11 protein-coding genes are annotated in these 12,320 nt (G+C 65.1%); 4 read left to right on the forward strand and 7 right to left on the reverse strand.

Translation table 11 applies throughout. The features are described 5' to 3' along the window. Window positions 1-331: 331 nt before the first annotated feature. Window positions 332-988: a gamma-glutamylcyclotransferase gene (locus tag CLU86_RS07675; RefSeq protein WP_099741198.1), complete on the forward strand. Its 657-nt coding sequence runs from the start codon at window positions 332-334 to the stop codon at window positions 986-988. A 166-nt stretch (window positions 989-1,154) separates the two neighbouring features. Here the strand turns inward: CLU86_RS07675 and CLU86_RS07680 are convergent, their stop codons facing one another. From CLU86_RS07680 to imuA, 6 genes are all read right to left on the reverse strand, one after another. After that, entirely contained in the window at window positions 1,155-1,610 is a 456-nt protein-coding gene (locus tag CLU86_RS07680; RefSeq protein WP_099741199.1) for a hypothetical protein, read from the reverse strand. 56 nt (window positions 1,611-1,666) lie between these two features. Next, window positions 1,667-2,056: a hypothetical protein gene (locus CLU86_RS22595; protein ID WP_143226682.1), complete on the reverse strand. Its 390-nt coding sequence runs from the start codon at window positions 2,054-2,056 to the stop codon at window positions 1,667-1,669. 86 nt (window positions 2,057-2,142) lie between these two features. Then, window positions 2,143-2,793, reverse strand: a complete 651-nt coding sequence (locus CLU86_RS07685) for a hypothetical protein (RefSeq protein WP_143226683.1) — start codon at window positions 2,791-2,793, stop codon at window positions 2,143-2,145. A gap of 223 nt (window positions 2,794-3,016) precedes the next feature. After that, window positions 3,017-6,391: an error-prone DNA polymerase gene (locus CLU86_RS07690; protein ID WP_099741201.1), complete on the reverse strand. Its 3,375-nt coding sequence runs from the start codon at window positions 6,389-6,391 to the stop codon at window positions 3,017-3,019. Beyond that, entirely contained in the window at window positions 6,384-8,090 is a 1,707-nt protein-coding gene (locus tag CLU86_RS07695; RefSeq protein WP_099741202.1) for a hypothetical protein, read from the reverse strand. Before CLU86_RS07695 ends, CLU86_RS07690 begins: the two co-directional genes overlap by 8 nt. Continuing rightward, on the reverse strand, window positions 8,053-8,943 hold the full coding sequence (gene imuA / locus CLU86_RS07700; protein WP_099741203.1) for a translesion DNA synthesis-associated protein ImuA: 891 nt from the start codon (window positions 8,941-8,943) through the stop codon (window positions 8,053-8,055). Before imuA ends, CLU86_RS07695 begins: the two co-directional genes overlap by 38 nt. Window positions 8,944-9,153: 210 nt before the next feature. Here imuA and CLU86_RS07705 point away from each other — a divergent pair, with 210 nt between their 5' ends. After that, window positions 9,154-9,678 carry a superoxide dismutase family protein gene (locus tag CLU86_RS07705; RefSeq protein ID WP_099741204.1) on the forward strand — a complete coding sequence of 175 codons (525 nt, stop codon included), beginning with the start codon at window positions 9,154-9,156 and terminating at the stop codon, window positions 9,676-9,678. Window positions 9,679-9,836: 158 nt separating this feature from the next. Then, a complete protein-coding gene (locus tag CLU86_RS07710; protein WP_233194871.1) occupies window positions 9,837-10,463 on the forward strand; it encodes a DUF4124 domain-containing protein in 627 nt (208 codons plus the stop codon). 98 nt (window positions 10,464-10,561) lie between these two features. Here CLU86_RS07710 and CLU86_RS07715 read toward each other — a convergent pair whose 3' ends face one another. Next, window positions 10,562-11,152, reverse strand: coding sequence for an NTP transferase domain-containing protein (locus CLU86_RS07715; protein WP_099741206.1), 591 nt, complete (start codon window positions 11,150-11,152; stop codon window positions 10,562-10,564). A gap of 499 nt (window positions 11,153-11,651) precedes the next feature. Between CLU86_RS07715 and CLU86_RS07720 the strand changes: the two genes are divergently transcribed. Then, window positions 11,652-12,134 (forward strand): GreA/GreB family elongation factor, encoded by a 483-nt coding sequence (locus CLU86_RS07720; protein ID WP_099741207.1) that lies wholly within the window; start codon window positions 11,652-11,654, stop codon window positions 12,132-12,134. Window positions 12,135-12,320: the final 186 nt, after the last annotated feature.

Consider the following 12,320-nt stretch of genomic DNA (forward strand, 5'->3'; position numbering starts at 1 on the left):
AAAAATGGCTCCCCAGGAAGCTGCAGGCGACCTGGGCAGGCCCGGATGATACCGCGCCGCAAGGGGCCAGCCCGTGGCGCAAGGCCCGCCTGGGGCTGCGCCATGGCGCAGTGCAACATGGCTGGGCAATATTTCAATCAAAATACGGCTCTAGCGCTTTATAGATAAGCGCTGGCAGCTATCAATACAGGAGTAACCCATTACCCACCCATGGCTGACCAGCATTCAGGGGCTCCCACACAGCGGAGGCACGCTCGGCGCAGTCCTCCAATAATGCGGCCCACGCCCCGTTGGCTTTGATTTCTGGCCCCGTTCCTGCTTTCTTCGCTGCATGACCCCCCTGCCCACCCCTGCCCCCCACCGCCGCGACCCCGCTGCCATGCTGGCCCAGACGATGGCGCAGTGGGATGCGCGGCACGACCTGTGGCTGTTTGGCTATGGCTCGCTGATCTGGCGGCCAGACTTTGACTACGCCGAGCAGCGCCCGGCCAAGGTGCATGGCTGGCACCGGGCGCTGAAGATGTGGAGCCGCGTGAACCGGGGCACGCCTGAATGCCCTGGGCTGGTTTTTGCGCTGCTCACAGGGGGCAGTTGCCGGGGCATGGTGTTCCGCATTGACCGGCACCGCGTGCCCGAGGTGATGCCCAGCCTGTGGGCCCGCGAGATGGTCAACGCCGTCTACGACCCGCGCTGGCTGCCCTGCCAGACGCCGCAAGGTACCGTGAGCGCGCTGGCGTTTACCCTCTCACGCCGCAGCCCCAACCACACGGGCGTGCTGCCCGATGCGGAATACACCCGCATCTTTGCCCAGGCCCGGGGCCGCTATGGCACCACGCACGACTACGCCCGCGCCACGCACGAGGGCCTGGTGAAGATGGGTATCCACGACCGGGCGCTGGCAAGGCTGCTGGCGTTGGCAACTGAGGAGCAGGCAGGCCATTTGCCAAAGGCTGCGAGCGGCAGTGGGCAGTTGCCGGATCGACCCTGAAGGTTCGCGGGCTATAGGGTCTGAGACGCTTAGCCAGATGGGGGCGACCACTGCGAGGTGGGTGCAGTGATCTACGGATCTACGGTTCTACGACGAGTGCGAACTATCGGCCAGAAGCGTCGGTGGTGGCAGGTGAAAGGGACGCTCAACGTTTGACATGAGAGGGTTAGGCATCGCTCGCATCGCGGTGCGGAAACAGTGCTTGATGACACTCAAGCATGACATTGTCGAGATGGGGCCGCAGAGTCTCCCACCCCATGCATTGAAGAGCTTCGGCTGCGGCTGATCGGAGAGCCGACCACTCCTCGGCATAGAACATATTGGAGTCATCGCAGCGGAACGCGCTTTCGGGGAGTTCGTTGCTAAGGATCCAAACAGTATTGAGAGCCTCGCTGCAAGGCGCAGTGATGTCTACCGAACACCTCTCTAGGAAGCTGTTCACCGGCAACATCATCACTGACCAGGTTTCACACGCAGGGCAGTCCGGAATGTTGGCGGCTTGCACAGATGCTGGAGACTGCAAGAAACTGAGCGCCTTCATCAGTTCGCAGGCGTCCAGGACAAGTCGGAACTCGTCGGTTGCATACCAAGTCCAGAAGCTGTCTGTGAAGTCCTCTTGCATGCGATGCCTAACGCAAAGGCCAGCGGACGCCGCAGGCGGTCCGTTGGGCCGCAGTGTTAGCCATTTCGCGAAAAGGAAGCATTGAGTGCCCTCCATTGGATGAATGACGGCCACGGGTCCCGTGAAGTAAATGCAAAGAGGATTTGAACGACCTGATCTCGCACAAACCACTCGTTTGAATCCATAGGAATATTGCCGGCACTGAACTGGAGAACCGTGCCGTTCGGGAACGGCACTTTCGCGACTTCCTGCATTGCACGGTGATGCTGTCCTGCTGAATCACGATACTCAAGCAAAAAGAGACCGGGACCGCCCGCGATCTGGAGGTAAGAGCCTTCATCACTCGTCAGGTGTGCGAATGATGACTTGACGGACGACAGTTCTCGATCAAGCCTCGCTGCGCTCAGCGATGAGACCGGTTTACAAGCTTCGCGCTGAAAAATCATGGATGGCTAACGTCGAAGGCGAGCCGCGAGTGGCGGCTTGCCGACGCGAGTCGGCTCGAGCGACTGGTTGGACCCCGCGAAAAAGCTCACTTCCAGACCTGCCACCACTTTGACCTAGAGGAAGACGGGCAGACTTGATTCGGCCTCATCGCTGGGGCCCGGCTCAAGAATGAAACTGCACTCTCGATTTCTTCTCTCGGAATCATCACACTGCTCTCGGCAACGGCGCTATTGACAAGTATTCCGTGGCAGTCCGGGTTGTGAAGCACAACCTCAAACAGCGCCTTTCCCTGCATCTCCCCATTGCACTTGGGGCCGAACCGCCGATTGAACTCGCGCGGATCCGCAAACGCAACAACCCGGCTCTTGCCATCCCCGTGGATGGTGTTCCCGACGGAGATCTCCCCGTCGCCCGCCACAAGATTCCGCTCTGTAGCTTGTGGAGCTAGACCAGACAAATGGACACCCACCGCCACGGTGGCGAAGTACTCGACAAAAGCGTCAAAGTCCTTGATCGAAGTCGACTCTTGATACGTGCGCATCAAGTCAGAAAGCGGCGTGGTGTTCATTTCCCTGGGGTCCAACGTGATGTAGACGGCAAAACCCGGTTGATACATCCGGGGCGTGACGATACATATTTTGAAAAAAGGTCCCGCAACCCGCATGCCTGTTGGCTTGCAAACGACGGCACTGTGCAAATAAGCAGGTATAAATTTTTCATGAAACCCGGCACGCATGAGGTCGGCAAACTATAGCGCGACAGCAACTCCCGCCGGGCGCGCCTACTGCAGGCTCTGTAGCACTGATCCATCGGTTTTGAATCAACAGCTGCTTTGGGGTACTGCGGTCCACCCCAGGGATGCAGAGCGTGCGGCCTGTCCCTCCCAGGAGTCTGAGAAAGACCTACGCTTGTGCAGGTAGCGAGGCATATTTTCATGGGCTGGATGCCTGCAATTGGAATTAATGAAAGTCCCGACTGCCCTGCAAAGCGCCACCTAAGCGGCCCAGCAGCGGCGTGAGGTCTTTGAACCGCTGCGCTACCAGGTGGCGGACGACGGGTACGGGTGCGCTGGAAGGTGCCGCAGCCTCGCTCACGGCATCAGCGTTGGAGACCAAGCCTGCGGCCCCCCCAGGCTGCTCGCTGCACTGCCACATCCCCTGCACCGCCAGCAGGCGTGACCGCAGCAGCGCATCCCGCCAACGCTCGATGAGCGCTGGCCAGACGATCACATTCACCGGGCCGGTTTCATCCTCCAGCGTCACAAACATGGTGCCTTTGGCTGTGCCGGGGCGCTGCCGCACCGTCACGATGCCGCAGGCGCGCACATGGCGCCCTTGGGGGGTGGACTGCAACTGCAAGGCGGTCAGCAGCTTCCAGCGCTCCAGCCGGGGGCGTAGCAGCGCCAGGGGGTGGCGGCGCAGCGTGAGGCCTGTGGCGGCGTAGTCGAAGACGATTTCCTCGCCTTCATCGGCGGGGGGCAGCTCCAGCGGTGCTTCATGCACGGGCGCATCCCGCAGCAAAGGGGGCATCTGGTGCTGGGCTGCGGCATCCCACATCTGCTGGCGGCGGTGGCCCGACAAGGCCGCCAGCGCGTCGGCCGCCGCCAGGGCTTGCAGATCACGGCGGTCCAGGTGGGCGCGCAGTGCCAGGTCTTCGGTGCTGCGAAATAGCCCATGGACCCCATCACTGGCCCCATTGCTGGCCCCATCGGGTCCACCAGACCCATTGGACCGACGCGCTTGCACCACCCGCTGGGCGGCCTTTTGGCTCAGGCCACTGACCAGCCGCAAGCCCAGGCGCACGGCGGGCTGGGGCGGGGCCACGTTTCGCATGCCGGGCATGGGCCGAGGGGGTTGCAGGGGCGCTAGTGGCCCTTCCAGCGTGCAATCCCAATCGCTGTGGTTCACATCGATGGGCAGCACGCGCACGCCGTGGCGGCGGGCGTCTTGCACCAGTTGCGAGGCGCTGTAGAACCCCATGGGCAAGGAGTTGAGCAGCGCCGCCAAAAAGCAGGCGGGCTCGTGGCACTTGAGCCAACTGCTGCTGTAGGCAAGCAAGGCAAAGCTATGGGCGTGGCTTTCTGGAAAACCGTATTCGCCAAAGCCCAGCATCTGCGCAAAGATGGCCTGGGCAAAAGGCAGCGCGTAGCCGTTGTCCACCATGCCGTCGATCAGGCGCTTCTCAAACTTGTGCACGCCGCCCGTGCGCTTCCAGGCGGCCATGGAGCGGCGCAGTGCATCGGCCTCGGCGGCAGAGAACTTGGCGGCGATCATGGCGATCTGCATCACCTGTTCCTGAAAAATTGGCACGCCCAGCGTGCGCTCCAGCGCTTCTTTCAGCGCAGGCTTTTCCAGCACCAATGCCTCACCCCGGCGCCGCCGCTCGCGCGCTTGCAGGTAGGGGTGCACCATGCCGCCCTGGATGGGGCCAGGCCGCACGATAGCCACTTCGACCACCAGGTCGTAAAACTCGCGCGGCTGCAGGCGCGGCAGCATGCTCATCTGGGCGCGGCTTTCGATCTGGAACACGCCCACGGTGTCGGCGGCGCAAATCATGTCGTAGGTGTGCGGGTCTTCGGCGGGGATGTCGGCCAGCCGCCAGTGTTCGCCCCGCAGCGTGGCGCGCAAATCCAGGCAGCGGCGCAGTGCGCTGAGCATGCCCAGCGCCAGCACGTCCACCTTCATCAGGCCCATCTCGTCCAGGTCGTCCTTGTCCCACTGGATGATGGAACGGTTGTCCATGGCCGCGTTTTCAATGGGCACCAGCCGCGACAGCGGCCCCTGCGTGAGCACAAAGCCGCCCACATGCTGGCTCAGGTGGCGCGGAAACCCGTGCAGCTCACCCGCCAGCTCCAGCCACAGCGCGGCGGTGTGCGCCCCCAGGCTCTGGCCCAGCGATGCGGCCAGGGCCTGCAGCTTGGGGCCTGCCAGTTCCTTGTCAAACCACTGGTGCTCTTTGGCAAACGCGTCCACCACCGCCGGGTGCACGCCCAGGGCCTTGCCCACGTCGCGCAGCACGCTGCGGGTGCGGTAGGTGGTGACCACGGCGGCAATGGCGGCCCGGTCGCGCCCGTATTTGCTGTAGATGTACTGAATGACCTCTTCGCGCCGGTCGTGCTCAAAGTCCACATCGATGTCGGGCGGCTCTTTGCGGTCTTTGCTGATGAAGCGTTCAAACAGCAGGTGCGAGCGGGTGGGGTCCACCTCGGTAATGCCCAGGCAAAAGCACACGGCCGAATTGGCCGCCGAGCCGCGCCCCTGGCACAGGATGCCCTGGCTGCGCGCATAGCGCACGATGTCGTGCACCGTCAGGAAGTACATCTCGTACTCGCAGCCTGCAATCAGCGCCAGCTCGCGCTCCAGCTGGGCCTGCACCCCATCAGGCACACCCTGGGGGTAGCGGCCCGCCGCGCCTGCGTGCGTGAGCCAGGCCAGGCCCTGGGCGGGCGTCATGCCGGGGGGCACGGCCTCTTGCGGGTATTGGTACTTGATTTCGTCCAAGTGGAAAGTGCAGCGCTGCGCAATCTGCACCGTGGCGGCCAGCAACTCGGGCGGGTAGATGCCTGCCAGCCGCACGCGCTGGCGCAGATGCCGCTCAGCATGCGGCTGCAGCGCAAAGCCGCATTGCGCCACGGGGCGACCCAGGCGCACAGCGGTAATCACGTCCTGCAGCGGCTTGCGCGAGCGCACATGCATGTGCACATCGCCCGCCGCCACCAGCGGCACGCCCACCGCCGCGCCCGCCTGCTGCAGCGTGGCCAGCCACAGGTCGTCGTCGGGGGCCAGCAGCAGCTCGACCGCCAGCCAAAAATCCAAGCCAAATTGGGCTCTAGCGCTTTTTAATAAAGCGCTAACAGCTACCAAATTCATAGCATTTTGCGCCGTGCGCTCGGGCACCAGCAGCAGCTCGCAGCTTTGCAGCTGGCGCACATCGCTCAGGGGCCCCATCTGGTAATGCCCCTTGACCGCACTGCGCCGCGCCGTGGTGATGAACTGGCACAGGTTGCCCCAGCCCTGCGCATTGCGCGCCAGTGCCACCAGCCGAAACCCGGGGTACGCAAACTCGCTACCAACGATGAGGTGCAGCCCCAGCGCCTTGGCCCGAATATGGGCGCGCACCACGCCCGCCACCGAGCATTCGTCCGTCAAGGCCAGCGCGCGGTAGCCCAGCGCGGCGGCGCGCTCCACCAGCTCGTGCGGGTGCGATGCGCCGCGCTGAAAGCTGAAGTTGGAGACGCAGTGCAGCTCGGCGTAGTCGGGCAGCGCCCGGGCGGGGGCCGCGGCCTGCTCGCCAGCCAGAGGATGCAATGGCAGGTGGGCAGCGCGTTCAGCCATAAATGCCGTGCAAAAACCAGCGGTCTTGCCGGGTGGGCATGCCTGCATCTGCGGGGGCCTGGGCCGATGGGGCTGTTTGGGGCAAACGCTCGCGGTACACCCACACATGCCCAGCGCGCTCGTTGTGGGCCACAAAGTAGTCGCGCACCACCAGGCCAGGGGCTGGACCATGGGATGGGGTGGCGTTGCCTGCGGCGTCAGGGCCATCCGCCCTATCAACGGTTGGGTCGCTCAACGCGGACTCCCACCAGGCCGCCTCCAGCCGGTGCGGGCCTGCCAGCAACCGCAGCGGGCCCTGGTAGCACGGGCGGCTGCCCTGCACTGTCAGGCGCTGCGGCGGGCGCAGCAGCCAGGTGGGCCACAGGCTGGCGTCGGGGGCCTGGGGAGCGCAGGCCCCAGACGCTGGCAGCCCACCACCCTGCCCCTGCAAGCCTGCAACCGCCCCACCCTGCGCCAAGGCCTGGCTGGCGGGCTGCCAGCGCTGCATGCATTCGGGCCGGTGGTCTGCCACCAGGGCCACGCACTGCACCTGCTCTGGCCCCAGGCGGGCCGACAGGCGCTCCACCCACTGGTGCCAGCTTTCGCTGCGGGCATCGTCTTGCGCGCTGCGCCCGTCACGCCCTGTGGGGGGCAGCAGGCTGGCGCTGGCGTGCGGCATGGGCGCGGTCTCCAGCGCGCGCAGTGCGATCTGATTGACGGGCGCAGCCAGCAGGGTGCGGGCCAGGTGCTCGGCCAGCAAACGGCGCAGGTGGGCCAGGGCCTGGGTGGGCTGGGCCGTGCGCACAGGCAGTGCCTGCCAGGGGGGCACGGGTTTGCCGTCCACCTTGCGCAGGTCATGGTGCCAGGCCAGCTCCAGCGCCAGCACGCCCTGCTGGCGTGCCTGCAGCCAGGCCTGCAAGGCTTGCAACAAGGCGTGGGCCGACCACAGCAGCGCATCGGCCGAGGTGGCCAGCGCGGGCAGCTCGGCCGTCAGGGCAAACACCTCGGGCAACTCCAGCCAGGTGTGCTGGTGGGGGGCGTCGCCATAGGCGCAGTCCAGCGCCCGCAGCGCGGCCGCCCCCAGCCGCCGGGCCACCCCATCGCGCGGCAAGGCGCGCAACTGGCCCCAGGTGTTGCACCCCATGCGCGCCAGGCTGGCCACATGGGGGCGCAGCGCCGTCAGGGTGTGCAGGGGCAGATCGTGCGGCATGCGCCGGGGCATGGCGTGGTGCGCATGGGGCGCCGTGCGCTGCCCGCCCACCGCACCGGCCTCCGCCGCCAGTTGCAGGCGCAGCAGAGCCAAGGCCTGGAAGGCGGTGGGGCCTTCGGCAAAGGGGGTGGTGAATGGTCTGGCCAAAGGTGCCGCAGACAGTGCCGCACAGGGCATGGATACGGCCTGTGCACCCCCCACCTTTGGCCCTGCCTGAGCTGCCTGCCAGGCAACATCGGCGCCCAGCGTATCGCCGCTAGGCGTATCCCCCCATGGCGGGGCATTGGCATGCAGTTGCGCCAGCAGGGCTGCGCGGCCGCCCCACAGGCGTTCGGTGGTCGATACCTCCAGCAGCAAGGCTTCGTCCACCCGGGCCACGCGGGGGGTAAAGCGCAGCGCCCACCATGCCTCGGTGCCGGGCAAGCCCGGCACCACAGCACTGGCCGCACCTGCAGAACTTGCAGAGCGGGCATCAGACGGCGGCAGGCAAGGCCACGCGATCCAGTGCATGCACCACCCCTTTCCATCCCACGGCGGCATCGCCCGGCAGCACTACCGTCACGGGCACTTTCACCGGGGCAACCACCGGCACCGGCAGGCCCTGCCCCCGCCGCTGCTGGCTGCGCGCCGCCGCAGCGGCCAGCACCTGCGCCAGCCGGGCAGAGCCGCCGGGCAGCACCACCGGCTGCGCCAGCGGCGGCCCCCGGCGCTTGAGCACCTGCACCTGCATCGCCAGCGGCGCGCCCACATCACCTTGCACCCACAAGCGCAGCGGTGCGGGCGATGCCTGCTGGCGCGCATGGGCCGGGCGCAGCACCCACAACAGTTGCCCCATGTGCGCAGCAGCCAGCTGCAGGCGGCGCAACTGCTCGGGCAGCGCCTGCGGCAGCCAGGCCACCACGGCCAGTACATCGCGGCAGCGCAAGGCCTGCTCTGTGGCCCACAGTGCGGTGGTGGCTGTGCTGCCCGCCTGGGTGGGCCCGGGTTGCACCTGGCACAAGCGCTCGGGCGGCAGACCGGCGGCCTGCAAGGCGGGGGCAAAGGGCTCAAACGGTGGCGCCACCAGCACCACCGCCCCTGGCCGCGCCGCCGTGGCATGTGCCAGGGCGGGCTGCAACAGCTGCCAGGCGTGGCGGCTGGGCTCGGGCTGCAGCACTTCGGTCAACGCCCCCACAGGCCAGCCGCCGCCGGGCAACTGCGCATCCAACGCTGCATGGCCCGTGGGCTGGGTGGCCTGCACCGCGCTGGACGCCATGGCATCACACAGCTGGTTGCCCAGCCACACCCCGGGCAGTTGCACAGGGCCTTTGACAAACGCACCGCGCAGGGGCGCCGTCAAAGGCGCAATCGATAAGGCAGACATGGTGGGTGGACTCGGTGGGGGTGGTGGCTGTGCGCCCGTCGGGTGCATGCAGCGCATGTTAGCTGTATTTTTATACAGTATTTTATGGAAATCCCCTCACCTTGCCTACACAAACCCTGGCGCTGCCCTGCCACCCGCAGCCCATAGCCCATAGCCCATAGCCTGCACAATGCCTGCGTTTCCCCATTCTTCTTACTTCAGGAGCTTGTTATGAACCCTCGCTTTGGCTTTGTTTTGGCCTCGGTGGCCATGGCCGCATTGGCTGGCTGCGCCAGCTACACCGCAGGCCCCAGCGCCAGCGCCCAGCTGCAAGCCACCAAAGGCAACACCACCGCCGGCACCGTGCGCTTTGTGCAAAGTGGCGATGTGGTGAAGGTGAGCGGCGAGATCACCGGCCTCAAGCCCGGTGCCGAGCACGGCTTCCACATCCATGAAAAAGGCGACTGCAGCAGCGGCGACGGCATGAGCGCAGGCGGCCACTTCAACCCCGGCGGCAAATCGCACGGCCACCATGGCATGGGTGAGCACCACACCGGCGACCTGCCCAGCCTGAAAGCCGACGCCAACGGCGTGGCCAAGTTCAGCTTTGAATCGGGCACCATCCGCGTGGGCAGCACCGACAACAACATCGTCAGCCGCGGCCTCATCGTGCACCGCGACCCCGACGACTACAAAACCCAGCCCACCGGCAACGCAGGGCCCCGCCTGGCTTGTGCGGTGATTGCGGCCCAGTAAAGCGTACCGGCCTTGTGCATGGCGGTGCTTTATCGCCCCGCACCCGCCACCCTGGCCCCAAGCCGCTGCCCCTGCAGCGGCTTTTTTTATGCGCCAAAGTGTCGTACACGGTCAGCGCACGCACGGGCCCAAACGTTGCTCTCGGTACAGGAGGAACCATGAGAACAAGCACACTGATGGGAATCGCCATTTGCGCGGTCATGATCTCTACAGCCCAAGCCCAAGCCCAAGCCCAAGTACATCGCTGCACCAACGCAGCAGGCCAAAGCATCTACACCGATGCTCCTTGCGCCGAAGGGCAAACCAGCAAACTGGTAGAGCGCCAAAAAAGCGCGGCAGAGATTGCGCAGGAGCGCGCCAACGCAGACGCTGCGACCGACAGAAAGTACCGGGCCCAAGCGGCCGAGCGCGCCCAGCAAGACGCACCGCCCTCCTCCCCCAGCCAAGCCAGCACCCAAACGCCCCTTGCCGCCACATCGGCCTGCAAAAGTGCGCAGAAAGAGATGGAGTTCGTGTCCAGCATTCGAACCCTGTCGCAAGACGAAAAGCGCATGCGCACCAATGCCGCCATCACCAATGTGAACGCCGCCTGCGGCACCAACACCCCGCTGATGCAAGAGCCGCCCAAGGTGATTGTGAAAGCCCACCCGGTCATCACCCACTGCGACAGCGGGTTTTGCTATGACGATGCCGGGGCTATTTACAAAAAGAACAATGCGGACTCCATCACCGCTGGAGATGGCCGCGTTTGCACCAAGTCAGCAGGCATCTGGCGCTGCTCCTGAGCCCGCTGCGCAGACCGCCGGGGTCTGCTGAATCGTCCCCGCCCGGGCGGCAATGAACGGATCAGCAGAGGCTTTCTTCGGCTGACCTCCGCGCAAACTCACCCCTCGCCAGCACCCCGCTGCGCTGGCCGCGCCTGAGTCTTCGCCCACAACGCCTCAGCCCGCTCCAGCGCCTGCACGGTGTCAATGTCTGTCACCACGCCCTCATCCTGCACTGGCACAGCCAGCCCGCGCCCCTGCTGTGTCCAGTGCCGCACCACCGGCGCGGCGCCCTTCTCGCCAGACAATGCCAGCAAGCCCTCCAGGCCATCCCGCCCAAACGCCACCGGGTGCCCGCGCTCACCCGCAAACTCCGGCCACGCCACCACGGCACGCTGATCGAGCAGCACCTGCGCCATGGCCTGCAGCGTGGCGGGCTGCACCAGCGGCAAATCGCCCGGCAACACCAGCCAGCCCTCAGCGTTGGCCGTGTGGCGCACTGCGGCGGCAATCGAATCACCCATGCCCGGATGCCCCGCATCCTCCACATGCCACGGCAAACCGCTGGCGCGCACGGCATCCAGCGTGTGCTGCAACACCGGCTTGCCCGCCAGCAAGGACTGCAGCTTGTGCACCGTACCGCCGGACGCTTTGAAGCGTTCGCCACGGCCGGAGGCGAGGATGAGGACAGTGGGTGGTGTCAATGACATGGGCGTGGATAGATCGAAATGCTGGGTGCTGAAGCCAGCCGCATCATGGCATCCATGCGTCCTAAGGTTTTATAGAGATTTGAGGCGATTGATAAAGAGAAATAGGGGCCGCCAAAGAATCTGCGGGCTGTGACCATGTTGACGGCGGCCTCTGCCGCGCTAAACAGCACGACCACGGCAAGCCCGCCGAGGGGTGCAAGGCCCGCGTTCCTGAAACCCGGGCACAAAGTGACCGTGGGAAACAAAGTGCCATCCGCGCGGTTGAGATGAAGTGATTGCAGCGCAGCGCACGCGCCCAAGTCACGCGCTTCGAAATGGATAGCAGCCAGCGCTCATCTAGAAACCGCTGGCAGCACTTTTCATCAAAATTGATGGCCTGCAGCGCCCGGAACAGCTTCGGTCCCATCCTTAACCTGCAGCCCACAGAAGCGTCGAAGGCTGTGGGGCCCTTCACAATCAAGAATTACCGCCCGCTTGTTCGAGATATCTACCCTTCACCATGGATAAATTTTTGCTTCAACAGCATGTGTTGGCACGGCTCGCCGAGGACCTGCTGCAAGCCGAGCAGGCAACGCGGACGGCTCATGAAACCGCGACTCACGAAGAAAACATCGCCGAAAACAAATACGACACATTGGGACTCGAAGCAGCCTACTTGGCCGCTGGCCAAGCTCGGCGCGCCGAAGCCATCCGCGAGGCAATGGCCACTTGGCGCCAATTCCGCCCCCGCCCCTACGACCCCAGCCAAGGCATACAACTCGGCGCACTGGTCTGCTTGGTCGATTCCGAGGGAACGCAGCAAAAGCTCTTTCTCGGCCCGGATGGAGGCAGCATGAAGTTGGCCTGCGGCGCTCAGGTCATTCAGGTCGTCAGCAGCCAAGCCCCTCTGGGCAGGGCCATGCTGGGTAAATGCGCGGGTGATGAGGTGTTGCTACAGGCCGCGCCCATCCGACAGCAGTTTGAGGTGGTACAGGTTGACTAACAGCGACTAACAACAGCGGCTCACAAAACTCTTCTGGCGTTGTTGCCGCGTCTTGTCGTACTGCTCGTACTGCCTGCGAAGCAGCGCCTAGCCAGAACCGCTGCGCTGAGTTTTGTGAGCCGCTCTAAGCCGCATGCCAGTTCATTTGCAGTCGTTCAGTTAAAGTCCCTGCCCTTGGATCCTGCC

The organism is Acidovorax sp. 62, assembly GCF_002754495.1.
Classification (GTDB): domain Bacteria; phylum Pseudomonadota; class Gammaproteobacteria; order Burkholderiales; family Burkholderiaceae_C; genus Acidovorax.